Source organism: Pontivivens marinum, assembly GCF_900231835.1.
Taxonomy (GTDB): domain Bacteria; phylum Pseudomonadota; class Alphaproteobacteria; order Rhodobacterales; family Rhodobacteraceae; genus Pontivivens; species Pontivivens marinum.
In genome coordinates this window covers 69,616-88,568 of record NZ_OCTN01000012.1, presented here as the reverse complement: position 1 = coordinate 88,568, position 18,953 = coordinate 69,616, and the positions used below count along the sequence as shown (strand labels likewise).

The window sequence follows — 18,953 nt, the reverse complement described above, 5'->3', positions numbered from 1 at the left end:
AATAAATTATATGAATTCCTATGGTTAAAAGGATTCGGCTGACGGCAGTTGGGGGCAGACGAAGCCGATCTCGCGCTTTCACCGCCTCCGCCACTTTGGCATATTAATCTGACATGATGACGTGGATGAGACACCGCTCTCACCAGTAGGTTTATCGTGACCGCGAACACGCTGTTCCAAAACCACAAAGGCCCGCTACAGTTTCGCTGTAGCGGGCCTTTGTGGTTTTACCGTGTATAGCGGTCAATCGTCCGCGTTCGCCTCTGCGCGGCTCTTACCGGTTGCGCCTTGGGCAAGGGTCGCAGCCATAAACGCATCAAGGTTGCCGTCCAGAACACCCTGACTGTCAGAAGTCTCAACACTGGTCCGCAGATCCTTTACCATCTGGTAGGGCTGCAAAACGTAGGAGCGGATCTGGTTGCCCCAACCCGCATCGCCTTTTGCCTCATGTGCCTCGTTGATGGCGGCATTCCGGCGGTCCAGCTCCATCTGGTACAGGCGCGATTTCAACGCCTTCATCGCAATGTCGCGGTTCTGGTGCTGGGACTTCTCAGACGAGGTCACAACGATATTGGTGGGCAAGTGGGTGATCCGCACCGCGGAATCGGTGGTGTTGACGTGCTGACCACCTGCACCGGATGACCGGTAGGTATCGATGCGGATTTCAGAGGGGTTCACCTCAATCTCGATCGCGTCGTCCACCACAGGATAGACCCAGACGGAGCTGAACGAGGTATGGCGCCGCGCCGCAGAATCGTATGGAGAAATCCGGACCAGACGGTGCACGCCGCTTTCCCCCTTTAGCCAGCCATAGGCGTTTTGGCCGCTGATTTTATAGGATGCAGACTTGATGCCCGCTTCCTCGCCCGCGCTTTCGGATTGCAGCTCAACCTTGTAGCCACGCTTTTCCGCCCAGCGGACATACATGCGCGCCAACATCGAGGCCCAGTCGCAGCTTTCCGTACCGCCAGCGCCGGAGTTGATCTCGATAAAGGTGTCGTTGCCGTCGGCCTCACCGTCCAGCAATGCCTCCAGCTCTTTCTTACCCGCGACATCGCGCAGGTTCTTGATCGCGGTTTCAGCCTCGGCCACGACGTCTGCGTCGTCCTCCGCCTCACCCATTTCGATCAGTTCGAGGTTGTCGGCAAGCTCCTGCGCCAATCCATCACGGGTATCGATGGAATCGGATAGCAATTGCCGCTCACGCATCAGCTTTTGCGCCTTTGCGGGATCGCTCCACAGATCGGGATCCTCGGACATAGCGTTCAGTTCTTCGAGGCGATAGGCGGCGGTTTCCCCCAAACGCTGGCTGAGCAGTGCGACGCTCTTCTCAATTTCGGCAGCGAGGGTTGCGATTTCGGCGCGCATGGGTCCGGTCCTATCATTCGGGGCACGGATTGGTCCCGTGCTGCATTCGTGGTGGCGGATAGATAACGATGCTGCGGGGCAAGGTCAAAGGGGTGCGACCCTGCCCCCCACATCAGTAGAGGCCGCCGCCCCCTAGATCATCAAGGTCAGCAGGTGGCGGCGGCGGTGGAGCAACGCCACCACCCTCACCGTTTGTGCCATCCGTAACCGGTGCGGGCGCAACCGTGTCGGGCAAGTCGGATAGGTCGTAATTTGCGGCACCGATTGTCTCAGGCGCTGCTCCGATTGCAGGCACATTATCGGCGTCAAACAGCTCCAACACCGAATTGGCTGAACCCGCAGCAACCCGTTGTCCGGTTGAGCGATCGACTGACGCAAAGACCGTACCCTCAGGCGGCTGGAAGTCCCCCGGTGCTGCGGGACGCAGACGCAGGTATTCCTCCATGAACTGACCAAAGACCGGCGCACATAGTCCACCACCGGTACCACCACGCCCCAAGGAGCGCGGATTGTCGAACCCGATATAGCACCCCGCAACGATGTTCGGGGTAAAGCCCACGAACCATGCATCCTTACTATCATTGGTCGTGCCGGTCTTACCTGCCAATGGAACGGGCAGCCCTGCCAGCGATGCACCTGTACCGCGATCAACCACGCCCTCTAGCATGGTAATCAGACGGAAAGCCGTCACGCGGCTCATCGTGCGTTCTGCGGTGGAATAGATGAACGGCTCAGGTTGATCGGTAAATGCAGCATCCTCACACCCCACGCATCCGCGCTGATCATGGCGATAGATTGTGTTGCCGCGACGGTCCTGAATACGGTCAACCAGCGTCGGCTCCACACGCTGTCCGCCATTCGCAAACATCGCATAGGCGGAGATCAGCCGGAACAGGGTGGTTTCCTGCGCGCCCAGACTGATCGGCAGAAACTCCTGCATATCATCATAGATACCGAAGCTTTCGGCATAATCCGCGACCACATCCATACCAATCGTATCCGCGATTCGTACTGTCATCAGGTTCAAGGATCGCTCCAAGCCCACCCGCATCAATGTCGGGCCGTTGAAACTGTTCACACCGGAATAGTTTTTCGGCGTCCACGGTGGCTGTCCCGGCTGGTTCAGCACGAATGGCGCGTCCAGAATGATAGAGTTCGGGGTGTAGCCCTGATCCAACGCGGCCGCGTAGACGAATGGCTTGAACGCTGATCCGGGCTGGCGCGTGGCCTGCGTTGCGCGGTTAAAGCTGGATGCGTCATAGGAGAACCCACCCTGTAGGGCCAAGGTCCGGCCCGTGCGGTGATCCATGACCATAAAGCCACCCTGCACCTCGGGCACTTGGCGCAGGTTCCAGTTGGTGAAGGTCCCCTCATCATTACGCCCAGCAGTCACGAGGATAACGTCGCCCACCTCAAACAAATCCGATGGCGAGGATGGTGCGGACCCAACGCTGGTCCCCTCCAGCCGTGGACGCGCCCATTGGAAATCGCGCACGAACAGGGTGTTACCCTGCTCATCATCGGCGATATCCTCGGGCTTATCCTCGATCCCGATACGCGCGCCATTGCCGCTCATCTCAAGAACAACGGCCATGTGCCAATCGGGAACGTCACGCACACCGCGCGTGCGACGCAATGCGGAACGCCATGCGTCCTCATCCGTCAAATCGACTTCTTCGGTATCCAGATTGCCTAGCGGGCCACGATAGCCGCCACGATCCATATCGTAGCGAACCAATGCTGTGCGCAGGGCAGTGGCGGCGGCGAGCTGCAATTCAGGCTCAATCGTTGCGCGAATGGTCAAGCCACCCGTCAGCACCCGATCCGCGCCAAGCTGTTGGGAAACACGACGGCGGATTTCCTCGGTGAAGTAATCACGACCGGGTAGTTGCTGCGAAAGTGGTTCGTAATCACCACCCTGAACCGAGAGGATCGGCGCGTTTTGCGCCTCCGTCACTTGCTCAGCCGTCAGATAGCCGTTCTCACCCATTTCGCGCAGCGTGTTGTTCCGCCAGAAGGTTGCGACCTCCACGTCATCGACCGGATGGCGATCCGATGGCGCCTTGGGCAAGGATGCGAGGTAGGCTGCCTCCTGCGGGGTCAACTCCTCCAGCGTTTTGCCGAAATAGTTATTCGCCGCCGCGACAATGCCGTAGCTGTTTTGACCGAGGAAAATTTCGTTCAGGTAAAGCTCAAGGATTTGATCCTTGCTCAGCACCCGTTCCAACCGTGTGGCGAGGATGATTTCGCGGATTTTACGCTCAATCTCACGATCACCGTCCAGCAGGAAGTTTTTTACCACCTGCTGTGTGATTGTGGACGCACCGCGCAGGCGCCCGCCCTGTGCTGCATCGATTACAGCCGACAGAATACCGCGCGCATCAAATCCGGGATGAGAATAAAAGGTTTTATCTTCGGCGGAGATAAAGGCCTGAATGACCAGATCGGGCACCTCGTCAATCGGCACAAAGACCCGACGTTCCCGCAGGAATTCGTCAATCAGCGCGCCCTCTTGGCTGTACACCCGTGTCAGGGTTGTCGGCTCATAGCTGGCAAGTTCATCAATATCAGGCAGGTCCGCCGAATAGGACCAGACCACTGCGCCCACGGTGATAACACCGAAAAACAGGCCGATAACCAATGCGCTGAAAATCCAGCCCAAAAAACGCATAATATAGATCATTCGTGGACCTTTGCCCTTACCTCACAACGCAATCCCATGCGGGCGCGTTCGCCTCTACGCCGTCACATAGCACTCGATTTGCATAAAGTCAGGTGCGACGCGCCTATTCCCCGGCAGCAATTGCCGTCGGGCCTGCCACAACCGGACTGCGCGCAGAGAGCACCCGATCACGTTCCACCCAGTCATCCAGGGCGGCCAGAATACCCTGCGCCGCATGGGCCCGCCAGCGGGGCGACATCATGTTTATGCGATCCGTTGCGTCAGATAGAAATCCCAGCTCGATCAACATCGAGGGGATGTCAGGTGCCTTGAGCACACGAAATCCGGCAGAGCGGTGCGGGTTTGTGCGAATGACGCCGACCGCATGGCGCATCGCCTCAACCGTGGCGCGGGCCAGCATGGTGGATCGGGCATTGGTTTCACGCTGCGCCATATCGGTCAGCAATAGCGCCAGATCGTCATCCTCAACCCCCAGATCAACCCCACCCAGCGTGTCGGCACGGTTCTCCAACTCGGCCAAGGCTGCTGCCTCCGCCGAGCTTGCCCCATCGGACAGGGTGTAGATCGCTGTGCCGGATGCATTGCCCCGCGTCACAGTATTTGCATGCAGCGAAACAAAGACCGCCGCATCCGCATCGCGCGCGAACCGAACGCGGTCGCGCAGAGTGATAAACTCGTCGGTGCTGCGCGTCATTTGCACATCGTACCGCCCGCTTCCGATCAGGGCATCGCGCAGTTCCAACCCGAAGGCCAGCGCGATGTCTTTCTCGGAAATATCCTCACGCACGGCACCGGGGTCGATGCCACCATGACCGGGGTCCAGAACCACCAGCGGTAAGGCAAGATGCCCCTCCTCAACCACGTTGAGCGCAGGCTGCGAAACCCGCGCACCGGCCGCAAGGGACAGCACCAATTGCGCGGCCCCATTGGGTAACTGAGTGATTGCAGCGCTTTGTAATTCCAACTCACGCAGGCCACGCAGGGTCAGAGTGCCGCCCTCAACCGTGTCGGTTAGCTCAAACCGTGAAATAACCGTTCCGGCCTGAAAACTGGGGCGAATGCTGCCATCCACGCCGGTCAGCGCGATGGCAATCTGCCCATCCTCAGGCGTGGAGATGCTAAATGGCACCCTGTCGTCCAGATCAATCGTGACGGTGGTCGTGCGGCCCAGCCATCCGCGTGTCTCACTGTGGATCGAGCGCAGCGCGACATCAGCCATCGCGCCCTGCCCCCACGCGCATAGCAACGCCGCCACGCCAAGCAGGCGTAGAAACCGGAATAGCAACTGCATCATACTGCCCCTAAATCCCGCGTGAACCGCGGTTGTCATGACGCCAGACTACCACCCGCTATCAGCTTGACGCAAAAACAAATTGTAATTCCCGCGCAACTGCTCCTATATCAATATATGCGATTGCGAGATTAGCGCCTTCGCCGAGTTTGAATTCGTCGCCGAACGACACCCGCCGACAGAGATCGCTTTGCACTAATAGCCAAGGATTTCAGGCCCGTGGAACGCCCGCGACTGGCGCTTGCGCCGCCCCGAAGATGCCGGAAATCCCGGCCACAACAGGGCCACATCGCGATTTCGCAGATGGCTCAGGACGAAAAACCGCGATGAAACGCGTACAGGCAACGGCAATTTACAGATCGCACGGTGAAACCCCGCGCATCCCCGCATGCCTGCACCGCATCGCCCTTCACACAGAAAGTGCGCCACCGCACCACCCGGACCAGATCCGGGGCGGCCTGTGGCGTGTTGCAGATACCCAATGCCCAAGAAAATGCTTATCGATGCCACCCACTCCGAGGAGACACGGGTTGTCGTCGTCGATGGGAACAAGGTCGAAGAATTCGATTTTGAGAGCCTAAACAAGCGCCAGCTCTCTGGTAATATCTACCTCGCGAAGATCACGCGTGTTGAACCATCGCTACAGGCGGCCTTTGTCGATTACGGCGGGAACCGTCATGGTTTCCTTGCCTTCTCGGAAATCCACCCCGACTATTACCAAATCCCCGTTGCTGACCGTGAGGCCCTGATCGCAGAGCAGGAAGCCGAGGAGGAAGCACGTCGCGCCGAGGAAGAAGAAGAAGCGCAGCCAAAACCACGTCGTGGCCGTTCGCGCAGCCGCTCCCGCTCTGCTGCGGCCAAGGATGGCGCACCCACGGATGAGACGGTGACAGCACCGGTTGAGGCTGACGCACAGCCCGAAGCCACTGATGCTGCGCAGGCTGTTGAGCCAACACCTGAAGCACAGCCCGCTGCCGAGGAAACCCCGCCTGTTGAAGCTGTTGCCGAAGGTGAAGCCACCGTTGAAGCCTCAGCCGAGCCAGCCGTTGAAGCACCCGCACAGCCTGAGTCAGAAGCGGCCCCCACTGAAGAAGTCGCCGTTGCCGCGACCGAGGAAGCCGTTGTTGACGAAACGTCCGGCTTAGATGAAAGCGCCGATCTGGTAGAAACACCAGAGGGTAAGCCCGCCGCAGACGAAGCCGACAGCCCCGCACCGGAGGCCGCGACCGAAGCAGGCGCATCCGATGATGCTGAGGAAGTGCGCGCCGAACAGCGCCGCCGCCGCCCCAAGGCACGCCGCTACAAAATCCAAGAGGTCGTAAAAGTCCGCCAGATCATGCTGATTCAGGTTGTGAAGGAGGAGCGCGGCAACAAGGGCGCAGCCCTGACCACCTACCTGTCGCTGGCTGGCCGTTACTGCGTTCTGATGCCAAACACCGCGCGCGGTGGCGGCATCTCGCGCAAGATCACAAACGCTGTGGACCGCAAAAAGCTCAAGGATATCGCGAGCGAGATTGAGGTGCCCAAAGGCGCTGGCCTGATCATCCGCACCGCAGGCGCCAAGCGCACGCGCACGGAAATCAAGCGCGACTACGAATATCTGATCCGTCAGTGGCAGCAAATCCGCGACCTGACGATGAAGTCCATTGCCCCGCAGCCGATCTATGAGGAAGGCTCGCTGATCAAACGGTCCATCCGCGATCTGTATTCCCGCGACATCGACGAGATTTTCGTTGAGGGCGCCGATGGCTACCGCGAGGCCAAGGAATACATGCGGATGCTGATGCCAAGCCACGCCAAAAACGTGAAGCTGTATCAGGACCCAGTCAGCCTGTTTGGCCGCTTTCAGGTCGAAAGCTATCTGGGCCAGATGTTCAACCCGACAGTACAGCTGAAATCCGGCGGCTATCTGGTTATCGGCATCACCGAGGCATTGGTGGCGGTTGACGTAAACTCCGGACGTTCCACCAAGGAAGGCTCAATCGAGGATACTGCGCTCAAGACGAACCTTGAGGCAGCGGACGAGGTTGCACGCCAGTTACGCCTGCGCGACCTTGCAGGCCTGATCGTCATCGACTTCATCGACATGGATGAGCGTCGCAACAATGCCGCCGTTGAAAAGCGGATGAAGGATGCGTTGAAGCCTGATCGGGCACGCATTCAGGTTGGCCGCATCTCCTCCTTTGGCCTGATGGAAATGTCGCGTCAGCGTCTGCGCCCCGGTATGCTTGAGGCTTCCACGCAGGCATGCCCACATTGCCACGGCACTGGTTTGGTCCGCTCGAATGACAGCCTCGGCCTGTCGATCATCCGCGAGTTGGAGGAGGAAGGCGTTCGCCAGCGCTGCAAGGAAATCGTCCTGACGGCCCCTGTGGACGTGGCGAACTACCTGCTGAACTCCAAGCGCGAGCACATTGCACTGATCGAAACCCGCTACGGCATCGCGATCCAGATCAATGGCGATCCGCACCTGATCAGCCCTGAATTCAAGGTTGAACGTTTCAAAACCTCCAGCCGTGTTGTGACCGCGGATCCGATGGCCGGTGTTATCCAGATGGATGGCCTCGATCTGGAGGAGGATTACATCGAGGAAGCCGAGGAGATCGAGGAGGAAACCCCTCGTCCCGAGGTTGAGGCCGATGATCAGCCCAAGAAGAAAAAGCGCCGGCGGCGGCGGCGTGGCGGTCGCGGTCGCGACGGTGAGAGCGATGGCGAAAACGGTGAGAGCACAGAAACCACCGAAGCGGCTTCCGGTGACGCAGCAACCGCCGAGGAACCTGCGGCGGATGATGCTGCTCCAAAGAAAACGCGATCCCGCTCTCGCACGCGCACCCGTAAGCCAGCAAAACCCGCCACGGATGAGGCGGATGCAGTAGAAGCACCGGTTGAGGAAGCGACTACTGAAACCGTAGAGGCTCCGGTTGCTGAGGAAGCCCCTGCGGAAAAGCCCGCGCCAAAACCTCGCCGTTCGCGCGCACGCAAGAAGCCGGTTGAGGCTGAAGTAGTAGTTGAGGCCCCTACACCCGAAGCAGTAGCCGAACCTGTGGCCGAGGAGCCCGCCGCGCCAGTGACGGAACCCACTGCGGTTGAGGCAGAAGTTACGGCAGCTGCTGCGGCAGAAGCACCAGCCGAAGTGGCCCCTGCTGAAAGCACTGCTCCGGTTGAGCCTGAGCCCGTAAAATCTGAGGTCGTGGAAACCCCTGTAGCCTCGGAGCCAGCAGCAGAGGAACTCGCAGCAGAGGAAACGGCGGAAACGAAATCTGACGATGATCGTCCAAAGCGGCGTGGCTGGTGGGCTCGCACGATCGGCAGCTGATCCCACGCTAGAAAAACAAAAGCCCCCGACACCTCGTCGGGGGCTTTTGCATTAAGCGGTTAAGATATTCGGGCCTATGCTTCGACCGGGAAATATTCTGCGCGCGGGATGAACTTCACCAATTGCGCCGCATCTGCCCAACCGGTTTCACGCGCACTGTTTCCAATCATAACGACTGTCTGCGCGGCCAGCCCCTCGGACCGTAGCAGGTTGTGAACCGCGTCACGCGATGCACGCCACCCTGCGGATTGCTCTGGCTCGGCCCCAGCGGCGGTAAAGCGAACGCCTGAAACTTCGCTGACCTCTTGCCGGAATTGCTCGGGAACCTCGCCCGAGGGTGCGAAGGCCATTAACCCGCAATTAGACACCTCAGCCAGTTTCGAGCGCACAGGATCGGGCATCGACAGCTCGCGTTGCAGGCGCAAATGCAGCCCCTCAACCGTGAACAGGAAGGCCGTGACATCGCGCCCGCCACCCAACAGGATCGAGCGATATTGCGGGAAGCTAAGCCCCAATTGACGCGCGCGTGCCATGCGGACACGCAGCATATCGATGGGCAAACGCTCGCCTACCAAATCCGCGCGTGCACGGGTCCAGCAATGGCGCGTCCAGCCGGTTGCGCTTTCGGGGGGCTTATTGTGGCCAATACCTGGTTTCATAGGCCGAGGTTTGCGCGAAACCCCGGCCCATGCAAGCCCCAACGAATTCAGCTGTCGAATTGCTTCATGAAACGGGTGATGCGTACTGCGCCCTCGGCAATTGCCTCACGCGGGCCGGCATAGGAAAAGCGGACGGTTTCGTGCCCCCGCACCGGATCAAAATCGAGCCCCGGGGTTGCGGCCACGCCCTCCTCCGCCAGCAGCTTCGCTGTGAAGGTGCGGCTGTCCACGCCGGTATGCGCAATATTCGCGTAAATATAGAATGCGCCATCCGGTGGCGCGATATCACGCAAGCCTGCGGCGGGCAGTGCGTCGAGCAAAACCTGACGGTTGATCTGATAAACCTCAGCATTTGCGCTCAGCTCCTGCCCTGCATCCATAGCATGTAAAGCCGTGATCTGGCTGGCATGAGATGGACAAATGAACAGGTTTTGCGCGAGGCGCTCCAACACGCGCACATGGCTTTCCGGCACAACCATCCAGCCGATACGCCAACCAGTCATCGAGAAGTATTTCGAGAAGGAGTTGATGACGAATACCTCATCCGTCAGTTCCAACGCGGTGATCGCCCGCCCTTCATATTCAATGCCGTGGTAAATCTCGTCCGAGATCAAGGCCACATCTGAGGCCACGCAAGCATCCACCAGTGCGCCAAGCGCATCACGATCCAGCATCGAACCGGTCGGATTAGCAGGGCTGGCGATTAGTAAGCCGTCCAACCCGCTGTTTATGTTAGCAACGGTGGGTTGAAACCTGTTTGCGACGGTGCCCTCGATCCGCTCCACCTGCAAATCCAATGCCCCCAGGATGTTGCGATAGCTGGGATAGCCCGGATCGGCGATGCCCACACGATCACCAGCATCGAACAATGTCAGAAAGCTCAGGATAAAACCGGCAGAGGAACCAGACGTGACCACAATGCGTGAGGGCGCAACATCGACGCCGTAAACCTCTCCGTAATGGCGGGCGATCCGTTCGCGCAATGCGGGCAGGCCCAATGCGACGGTATAACCCATCGGGCCTTCCTCCATCGCACGGGCCAAACCATCGCGGGCCAGCTTTGGCGCGGGGGTTCCGGGTTGGCCGACCTCCATGTGAATAACGTCCTGACCGGCGACCTCCGCTGCCCGAGCGGCCTCCATCACGTCCATCACAATGAAACTATCGACAGCGCTGCGCCTTGATGTCCGCATCTGTGGCCCCTACCCTTTTTAAAACTGCCTGCAGGTTGTCGCGGGCGCGGTGGTGAGGGTCAAGCCTTGCCGCGGCAATTGTAGGAGAATGGGGTGAGCTTCAAGCATACAATCCTAGCGACCGTGGCCGTGGTTATCTGCGCACTTCCCGTAAGTGCCCAAAACCTGATCCGCGACGCAGAGATAGAGCAGACGCTGGACCGCATGGTCGCACCGCTGGTTGCCGCTGCTGGCTTGCCGCGCGACAGCGTTGATATCTACATCGTGAATAACCGCGAGATGAACGCCTTTGTCATTTCCGGCGGGCGGATGTTTATCCATTCGGGCCTGATCCAACGATTGGATCGCCCCGATATGTTGCAGGCCGTCATGGCCCATGAGATCGGCCACATTGTATCGGGACATATTGCGCAACGGTCGGTTGAGGCGGAGTTGAATTCGCGCGCTTCCGTTGCGGGTGTGTTATTAGGGCTGCTAACCGCCGCCGCTGGCGCGCCGGAGGCAGGCGTTTTTATCGCGCGCGGGGCATCGGGGGCGGCACAGGCCAGCTTGCTCGCCTATTCACGAGATCAGGAATCGAGCGCGGATCAAAGCTCGGTTCGAATTTTGCAGCGGGCGGGCATTGATCCCGTGGCCGCGATTGACACTCTGGACCTGTTTCGCGGGCAGGAATTGCTGTCCACTGCCCAGATTGATCCATATGCGCTGACCCATCCGCTCAGCTCGGCCCGCTTGGATTTATTGGAGCGACAGGCAGAGAATTCCTCGCTGCGCGGTACGCCTGTGGACCCTGATTTGCAGGATGCGTATGAGCGGATGCAGGCCAAATTTGAGGGGTTCAGCCGCTCACCACAATCCGCATTGAACCGCGTACAGGGGCGCACCGATATGCCTGCGCGAATTCAACGGGCCATTGCGCTGCACCGCTTACCTGCGCCCAGCGATGCAATTGCGGAGATTGACGCCGCCATCGCGTTGGAGCCACGCAACCCATGGCTCTATGAGCTAAAGGGGCAGTTCCTGTTTGAGAATGGTCAGGCGGTTGAGGCGGTTGCCCCCTATCGGCAAGCGCTTAGCCTTGCCCCGAATGCCGCACTGGTACGTGCGGGTCTGGGTCAGGCGCTGCTATCGGTCAATACGCCCGATGCGAACCGCGAGGCATTGCAGCACCTGTCCCAAGCGCGCGATTCGATTGTTGGCACGCCTGTATCGCTGCGCGCCTTGGCTGAAGCACATGCCCGCGCAGGAAATGACGCCTTGGCCGCATTATTTACCGCCGAGCGATATGCCCTAGGCGGATCAGTATCTGACGCAACCCGCTTTGCAGTGATTGCGCGTGACGGGTTGCCGAATGGCTCGCCCAATTGGATAAGGGCAAATGAATTGTTGAGTACATTGGAACAAATTGAGGAGCGTCGCCGCGGATGACCCGAACGAACCTGATGATCGGTGCTATTGGCGCTGTGGCCGTGACCGCCCTTGGCCTGAATATAGCGACGCTGTCCGCCTCGATCGAGGAACCGGTTGTTGCCGCTGATCTGCCCGCGCCACCCGTTGACGGCGCGCTAGGCGACATTGACCGCGAGACCCTACAGGCGGAAATGCGGCGTTATCTGCTGGAGAACCCGGACATCATCGTCGAAGTTATCGACGTGCTTGAGGCGCAGCGCACCGCAAACGCCCAATTAGCAGAGCAGCAAATGCTGCGCGAAACAAATGATGTCCTGCTGAACGACGGATACTCGTTTGTTGGTGGTAATCCTGATGGCGACGTAACCTTGGTCGAGTTCCTCGACTATCAGTGCACATTCTGTAAGCGCGCCCATGATGAAGTTGCCGCCCTATTGTCCAGCGACGGCAATATTCGCCTGATCGTTAAGGAACTGCCAATTCTTGGCCCCGTCAGCGAAACGGCGACCCGCGCGGCGCTGTCCGTGCTGGCGGAGCAGGGTGAGGAGATTTACGAGGTCTTCAACGACCAGATGATGAGCTTCCCCGGTCAGCTGAATGACGAGATGATTGATCGTCTGGCTGAACGCTCCGGCGCTGATGTTGCCGCGATGCGCGCCAACATGGATAGTCGCGAAATTGACGCACAGATCGCCCAAAATCGGGCCCTAGCTGAACAATTGCAGATTACCGGAACGCCGACCTTTGTTCTGGGCGACACATTCATACGGGGTTACCTACCTGCCGATCAGATGGCCGAGGCTGTTCGACTTACACGCAGCACAATGCGCTGAACGCTCTTTCACGCTGCGTCACTTAGCCGTATAGATAATTGTAGAACAAGCACGGTCCACGAAGGACCCCCGCCAATTGGCCGGGCACAAAAATGCGAGGATTCATGGGTACGACACATGATGCAGACACCGCCTTCATCAAGGCGCTGGCAGACCTACTTAAAGACAGCGATCTGACAGAGATCGAGGTTTCACGCCGTTTGGGTGGCGACGATAAACTGGAGGTGCGCGTTTCACGTCAGACCATCCAGCAGGTCGTTGCAGCCCCTACTGCGGCACCAGCCGCTGCACCAATGGCAGCACCCGCTGCGGCACCAGCAGCCCCCGGCGCGGCGGCCGAGGTTTCCAGCGATCCGGCACAGCACCCGGGCGCAGTAACATCGCCAATGGTTGGCACCGTCTATCTGCAAGCAGAGCCGGGCTCCCCCGCCTTTGTTTCCGTTGGTGATACGGTCAGTGAGGGGCAAACACTGCTGATCATTGAGGCCATGAAAACCATGAACCAGATCCCCTCGCCGCGCGCGGGTAAGGTGACACGCATCGTCGTGGGCGATTCGGAACCAGTGGAATTCGGCGCCCCCCTCGTCGTGATCGAGTGAGGTCGTAATGTTCAAGAAGGTCCTGATCGCCAATAGGGGCGAAATTGCGCTGCGCATTCATCGCGCGTGCAAGGAAATGGGCATCCAGACGGTTGCCGTACACTCCACCGCTGACAGCGATGCGATGCATGTGCGCATGGCAGATGAGAGCGTCTGTATCGGCCCTCCTCCGGGCACGCAGAGCTATCTGTCGATCCCCAACATCATAAGCGCGTGCGAAATCACGGGCGCGGATGCTGTGCACCCCGGTTACGGATTCTTGAGCGAGAACGCGAATTTCTCGCAGATCATCCATGACCATGGCATCACCTTCATTGGGCCATCTGCGGACCATATCAACGTGATGGGCGACAAAATCGCGGCAAAGGAAACGATGCGACGCCTTGGCGTTCCATGCGTTCCTGGCTCCGAAGGTGGTGTAAACACCGTTGAGGAAGCACGCGAAATCGCGGGCGGCATGGGTTATCCCGTCATCGTCAAGGCGGCCGCCGGCGGCGGTGGACGCGGTATGAAGGTTGCAGCCTCGGCTGACGAAATCGATATCGCATTCCAATCCGCACGGACCGAGGCGAAGGCTGCATTCGGTGACGATGTTGTCTATATCGAGAAATACCTGCAATTGCCCCGCCATATCGAAGTGCAGGTCTTTGGCGATGGTAAGGGCAACGCCGTCCATCTGGGCGAGCGCGATTGCTCGCTACAGCGGCGCCACCAAAAGGTATTCGAGGAAGCACCCTCGCCCGTTATCACTGCGGAACAGCGTGCGCGCATCGGTAAAACCTGTGCGGATGCGGTTGCAAAGATCGATTATATCGGCGCCGGCACCATCGAATTTCTGTATGAAAACGGTGAGTTCTATTTCATCGAGATGAACACCCGCTTGCAGGTGGAACATCCCGTGACAGAGGCCGTTTACGGCGTTGATCTGGTGCAGGAACAAATCCGCGTCGCTGCGGGCCTGCCGATGAGCTTTACTCAGGAGGACCTCGTCCCCTCGGGTCATGCAATTGAGTGCCGTATAAACGCGGAAAAACTGCCCAGCTTCCGCCCCTCACCGGGCACTATCAGTGCGTTCCATGCGCCGGGTGGCTTGGGAGTACGGGTCGATAGCGCAATTTATGCCGGCTATCGCATTCCACCCTATTACGACAGCCTGATTGGAAAGCTGATCGTGCAGGGCCGCACCCGTGAGGAGGCTCTGGCTCGCCTCAGCCGTGCCTTGAGCGAGTTTGTTGTTGAGGGGATCGATACCACGCTACCCCTGTTCGACCATCTGCTGGCCGCGAGGGACGTGCAGACGGGCGATTACGACATCCACTGGTTGGAAAAGTGGCTGGAAGCCGAATTTGAGGCCTAATGCCTAGAGATGAGACGGAAATCACGCCCGAGCTTTTGCTCAACGCATATGCTGCGGGCGTGTTTCCTATGGCTGAACACCGCGGGGGTCATACCCAATGGATTGACCCCCGTCGGCGTGGAATTATCCCCCTAGACCGTCTGCATGTCTCCAAATCCCTAAAGAAACGCATCCGCCGTGGTGAATTTGAAGTGCGCGTAGACACTGCCTTTGAGCAGGTCATGCAAAATTGCGCAAACCGTGACGAGACATGGATAAACGATGAAATATTCAATCTTTACGTAGAGTTGCACCATCTACAGCAGGCGCATTCGATTGAATACTGGAAGGATGGGCAGCTACAGGGCGGGCTGTACGGTATCCGCCTAGGCTCCGCATTTTTTGGCGAAAGCATGTTTAGCACATCGCCAGATGCTTCAAAAATCGCGCTGGTATGGCTAACGGCCAGATTGCGCGCGGGGCAGTTCACACTGCTCGATACGCAGTTTATAACCGATCATCTGGCAACAATGGGCGGGATTGAGATTGGCCGCAGTGCCTATCACAGGCGCCTGAACTACGCGATGCAGCAGCTTGCCGATTGGAACGCGCTGCCCCTGAATGCGACCGCTGATGAGGTGCTAGCCCTCACCGCCGCGTTACCCGTTGTCAGGTAACGCACCATCCGCATTCAGATCATCCTGTGACGCGATGCATTCCTTAACCCAGACATCATAACGCGGGTGGTCCATCGCATGTAGCGCGGGGCTGGACGCAATCATCCAGCCAGAAAACCGCAGTTCATCCTCACGCGAATCCTGAATCTGGAGAAAAGCAAAGGCATCGGCCGTCTCACCCGCAGCGGGGGAGCGGCAAGCGTCCAGCTCGATCGACAAACGCTCGTAAGTCACGGTATCGCCGACCATCACAGTGATATCCTGCGCGCGGCCCGTCATTTTATCCAAGCCCCGCAAAACGGCGCCTGCCTCCGGTTCGGACGTGATCTCACCCCGTTCAGGAACGCCGTCATTGCCGCCAAAGTCGCGCTGTAGATCCTCAAGTATCCCCTGTTCAATCTGCGCATTTGCGGCGGTTGTGCAGAGCAGAGCTGCAATCAGGATTTTACGCATGAGAACCGTATCCTAACATAATCAGCCGTCCAATTACCGTGACCATCGCGCAATGCGGGTTCCAGCAGTGCCGTCACACGGTCCAGAAACGCCGCGCGATCACCCTTAACCTTACCCAATACAGGCACAGCCAATGTCTCGATCCATGCGCGCATACCGGCCGGTACAGGCGTTGGGCGTGGAATCAGCTCACAAGTTTCGACCGTAAAGCCGCCCTGCCGCAGCAGTTCCGAATATTCCGCCACTGACGGGAAAAACCAGATGTCGTGCAGGTCAGCATCAATGCCATCCGCCGCAAGTGTTGCGATCAACGCGGTGCGAATCGCGGCCACATTTCCCATGCCACCGAATTCACCAACAAAGCGTCCACCGGATTTCAGCGCACGGGCCACACCGCCAATCACATCAGCAGGTCTCGTCATCCAATGCAGCGCAGCGTTTGAAAAAACAGCGTCGAACTCAGCGTCAAAGCCAAGCGTATGGCCATCCACAACCTGTGCCTCAAGCCCCAACGCAACAGCACCGGCCACCATATCGGGTGAACCGTCAACGCCCAGCACATCGGCCCCTGCATCGCGCAGCTTAACCGTCAGCGCACCATCGCCGCAGCCCAGGTCGAGAATGCGCTCACCTGGCATCGGCGCAAGCAATTGCACGACCGGCATGCCCAGATCGGAAACAAAACGGGCATTCGCCTCATAATCGCTGGCGGACCAGTCCTCACTCACGTGCGCCGGTCCCAAAGCTGATCAAGAGGTCCAACAGGCTAACCGAACCCTGCGTATTCAAAATCTCATCGCCCGCTTCGAGCATGAATTCCGAACCGCCCGGCGTGATGGACACGTAGTTTCCGCCCAGCAACCCATCAGCGGAGATTTTCGCATCCGAATCCTCGGGCACGAGGATATTGCTGCTCAGCGCCAAGGTTGTGACGGCCTGATAGGTCTGCGGGTCCAATTCCATATGCGAAACTGTGCCGATTTTGACGCCAGACATCCGTACGTCAGTTCCCGCCGCGATGCCGGACGCCGATCTGAACGCCGCGTCTAGGGTATATGTATCCCCACCACCGCCTAGGTCCGTTGTTTGCGCTGCATAGGCAATGAAACCGCCCGCAGCGACAAGCACCACAGCACCGATGATCGTTTCAGTTACATTGCTGGCCATATTATTCTGGGCTCCATGCCTCATAGTCGCCGCGCGCACGTGGTGCGTGTCCTGGCGACAGAATCGAACCTGGTGGGCGATAGGCGAGCGCAGAGCCGGTCAGGTTTTCCTGATGCGGCTTTTCCCACGCCTTGCGGGGCAATGGTGCCTCGGTCGGGGGCTTCTGCCATGTGTGATGCAGCCAGCCATGCCATTCAGGGGAAACGCGGGACGCCTCCATATCACCGTTATAGATCACCCAGCGCCGTTTGCCGCCATCCTTTTGGTAAAAGACGTTGCCCTGAGCATCCTCTCCCACTTTTTCCCCATGACGGGCGGTGAAGATTTGGGTGCCGATGGTGGATGTGTCCCACCAGGTCAGAAGGCGCAGGATGAAGTTCATGGTGTCGCTCCGCTGGGTCGTTGTCAGCATATGTACGCATTTGCGCGCAGAGGTCCAGTGGTGAGGCATCTGAAACCGATCACAACCTGCCCTACTGATGGGAAATTTGCGCCTATCCCCGTACAACTGATAACGGCCCTGATTTTCATCAGGGCCGTTAGGAATAGATCGCAAGGCGTGGTTTATCCTGCGGTTGCAGGTTCCGCCGCTTCCTTGTCCGAATAGACGTAGATCGGCTTGCCCACACCCTCAATCGCGTCCGGCTTCACGACGACTTCCTCGACACCCTCAAGTGCGGGAAGGTCGAACATCGTGTCCAGCAGGACCGCCTCAAGGATCGAACGCAGGCCACGTGCGCCGGTCTTACGCTCAATCGCCTTTTGGGCGATGGATTTCAGGGCCTCATCCGTGAAGGTCAGCTTCGCGCTCTCCATCTCGAACAGGCGCTGGTATTGCTTGACCAGTGCATTCTTCGGCTCGGACAGGATCGTGACCAGAGCGTCCTCGTCCAGATCGCGCAAGGTTGCGATAACTGGCAGACGGCCAACAAATTCGGGAATCAGCCCGAATTTCAGCAGGTCCTCAGGCTCCAGCTCCATAAACAGGTCGCCGATGCCCTTCTCGTCCTTGTCACGCACATCCGCACCGAAGCCCATGGCAGAGCCACGACCGCGTTGCGCGATGATCTTGTCGAGGCCCGCAAAGGCGCCGCCACAGATGAACAGGATGTTTGTCGTGTCCACTTGCAGGAATTCCTGCTGAGGATGCTTGCGCCCGCCCTGTGGCGGTACGGAGGCCACGGTGCCCTCCATAATCTTCAACAGCGCCTGCTGCACGCCCTCACCCGATACATCGCGCGTGATGGATGGATTGTCGGACTTACGACTGATCTTATCAACCTCATCGATATAGACGATGCCGCGCTGCGCACGCTCAACATTGTACTCGGCGGATTGCAGCAGCTTGAGGATGATGTTCTCAACATCCTCACCCACATATCCTGCCTCGGTCAACGTAGTCGCATCGGCCATCGTGAACGGCACGTCCAGAATGCGGGCAAGCGTCTGCGCAAGCAGCGTTTTACCGCAACCGGTCGGACCGATCAGCATGATGTTGGATTTCGCCAGTTCAACGTCGGAGTTTTTCGACGCGTGATCCAGTCGTTTGTAATGGTTGTGAACCGCAACGGAGAGCACGCGCTTGGCCTGCTCCTGCCCGATAACGTAATCATCCAGAACCTGACAAATTTCCTGCGGCGTGGGTACGCCATCCGAGGATTTGACCAATCCGGATTTTGTTTCTTCACGAATAATGTCCGTGCACAAGCCGACGCATTCATCACAGATGAAAACCGTTGGCCCCGCGATCAGTTTGCGGACCTCATGCTGGCTCTTTCCGCAGAAGGAGCAATAGAGGGTGTTCTTCGATTCGCCGCTTGATTTGCTCATCGCATTCTCCTCTCACCGGACTGACCCTGACGAAAGGGGCCGGTGGTCCGTACATTGGAACCCTACAGTTCCGAAATGACAAGGCGCGCGGGACTGATTCCCGCAACGCCTGTCACATTTAGGTGCCGCACTGTGACG

Annotated in this window: 16 protein-coding genes; 6 read left to right on the top strand and 10 right to left on the bottom strand. The window is 58.7% G+C overall.

Translation table 11 applies throughout. From position 1 onward, the window contains the following. Positions 1 to 243 precede the first annotated feature (243 nt). The 3 genes from prfB to CR254_RS17170 all read right to left on the bottom strand — a co-directional run bounded on the left by prfB (position 244) and on the right by CR254_RS17170 (position 5,342). The gene (gene prfB / locus CR254_RS17180; RefSeq protein ID WP_097932192.1) at positions 244 to 1,368 is read right to left on the bottom strand and encodes a peptide chain release factor 2; all 1,125 of its coding nucleotides are present in this window, start codon (positions 1,366 to 1,368) and stop codon (positions 244 to 246) included. 112 nt (positions 1,369 to 1,480) lie between these two features. Further along, a complete protein-coding gene (locus CR254_RS17175; protein ID WP_097932190.1) occupies positions 1,481 to 4,051 on the bottom strand; it encodes a penicillin-binding protein 1A in 2,571 nt (856 codons plus the stop codon). A 103-nt stretch (positions 4,052 to 4,154) separates the two neighbouring features. Continuing rightward, positions 4,155 to 5,342, bottom strand: coding sequence for an N-acetylmuramoyl-L-alanine amidase family protein (locus CR254_RS17170; protein ID WP_180956059.1), 1,188 nt, complete (start codon positions 5,340 to 5,342; stop codon positions 4,155 to 4,157). Positions 5,343 to 5,823: 481 nt separating this feature from the next. Here CR254_RS17170 and CR254_RS17165 point away from each other — a divergent pair, with 481 nt between their 5' ends. Then, positions 5,824 to 8,658, top strand: a complete 2,835-nt coding sequence (locus CR254_RS17165; RefSeq protein WP_097932186.1) for an Rne/Rng family ribonuclease — start codon at positions 5,824 to 5,826, stop codon at positions 8,656 to 8,658. A gap of 74 nt (positions 8,659 to 8,732) precedes the next feature. Here CR254_RS17165 and CR254_RS17160 read toward each other — a convergent pair whose 3' ends face one another. Together CR254_RS17160 and CR254_RS17155 are read right to left on the bottom strand one after the other, a co-directional pair. Beyond that, positions 8,733 to 9,317 (bottom strand): hypothetical protein, encoded by a 585-nt coding sequence (locus CR254_RS17160; protein ID WP_097932184.1) that lies wholly within the window; start codon positions 9,315 to 9,317, stop codon positions 8,733 to 8,735. A gap of 47 nt (positions 9,318 to 9,364) precedes the next feature. Then, entirely contained in the window at positions 9,365 to 10,510 is a 1,146-nt protein-coding gene (locus CR254_RS17155) for a pyridoxal phosphate-dependent aminotransferase (protein WP_097932182.1), read from the bottom strand. Positions 10,511 to 10,603: 93 nt separating this feature from the next. Between CR254_RS17155 and CR254_RS17150 the strand changes: the two genes are divergently transcribed. The 5 genes from CR254_RS17150 to aat all read left to right on the top strand — a co-directional run bounded on the left by CR254_RS17150 (position 10,604) and on the right by aat (position 15,365). After that, positions 10,604 to 11,938, top strand: a complete 1,335-nt coding sequence (locus tag CR254_RS17150; RefSeq protein WP_097932180.1) for a M48 family metalloprotease — start codon at positions 10,604 to 10,606, stop codon at positions 11,936 to 11,938. Beyond that, a complete protein-coding gene (locus tag CR254_RS17145) occupies positions 11,935 to 12,753 on the top strand; it encodes a DsbA family protein (protein WP_097932178.1) in 819 nt (272 codons plus the stop codon). Before CR254_RS17150 ends, CR254_RS17145 begins: the two co-directional genes overlap by 4 nt. Positions 12,754 to 12,857: 104 nt before the next feature. Next, positions 12,858 to 13,352 carry an acetyl-CoA carboxylase biotin carboxyl carrier protein gene (gene accB / locus CR254_RS17140; RefSeq protein ID WP_097932176.1) on the top strand — a complete coding sequence of 165 codons (495 nt, stop codon included), beginning with the start codon at positions 12,858 to 12,860 and terminating at the stop codon, positions 13,350 to 13,352. 7 nt (positions 13,353 to 13,359) lie between these two features. Further along, the gene (accC, locus tag CR254_RS17135) at positions 13,360 to 14,709 is read left to right on the top strand and encodes an acetyl-CoA carboxylase biotin carboxylase subunit (RefSeq protein ID WP_097932174.1); all 1,350 of its coding nucleotides are present in this window, start codon (positions 13,360 to 13,362) and stop codon (positions 14,707 to 14,709) included. Then, positions 14,709 to 15,365 carry a leucyl/phenylalanyl-tRNA--protein transferase gene (aat, locus tag CR254_RS17130; protein WP_097932172.1) on the top strand — a complete coding sequence of 219 codons (657 nt, stop codon included), beginning with the start codon at positions 14,709 to 14,711 and terminating at the stop codon, positions 15,363 to 15,365. The genes accC and aat overlap by 1 nt, the downstream gene beginning before the upstream one ends. Here aat and CR254_RS17125 read toward each other — a convergent pair. The 5 genes from CR254_RS17125 to clpX form a co-directional block, all read right to left on the bottom strand. Next, positions 15,348 to 15,818, bottom strand: coding sequence for a DUF2155 domain-containing protein (locus tag CR254_RS17125; protein ID WP_097932170.1), 471 nt, complete (start codon positions 15,816 to 15,818; stop codon positions 15,348 to 15,350). The two genes, aat and CR254_RS17125, sit on opposite strands and share 18 nt — an antisense overlap. After that, positions 15,803 to 16,546, bottom strand: coding sequence for a class I SAM-dependent methyltransferase (locus CR254_RS17120; protein ID WP_219618042.1), 744 nt, complete (start codon positions 16,544 to 16,546; stop codon positions 15,803 to 15,805). Before CR254_RS17120 ends, CR254_RS17125 begins: the two co-directional genes overlap by 16 nt. Further along, positions 16,539 to 16,985, bottom strand: coding sequence for an outer membrane lipid asymmetry maintenance protein MlaD (mlaD, locus tag CR254_RS17115; RefSeq protein ID WP_097932168.1), 447 nt, complete (start codon positions 16,983 to 16,985; stop codon positions 16,539 to 16,541). Before mlaD ends, CR254_RS17120 begins: the two co-directional genes overlap by 8 nt. Before the next feature lies 1 nt (position 16,986). Beyond that, on the bottom strand, positions 16,987 to 17,367 hold the full coding sequence (locus CR254_RS17110) for an NADH:ubiquinone oxidoreductase subunit NDUFA12 (protein ID WP_097932167.1): 381 nt from the start codon (positions 17,365 to 17,367) through the stop codon (positions 16,987 to 16,989). A gap of 182 nt (positions 17,368 to 17,549) precedes the next feature. Then, on the bottom strand, positions 17,550 to 18,815 hold the full coding sequence (gene clpX, locus CR254_RS17105; protein ID WP_097932165.1) for an ATP-dependent Clp protease ATP-binding subunit ClpX: 1,266 nt from the start codon (positions 18,813 to 18,815) through the stop codon (positions 17,550 to 17,552). Between the last annotated feature and the right edge of the window lie 138 nt (positions 18,816 to 18,953).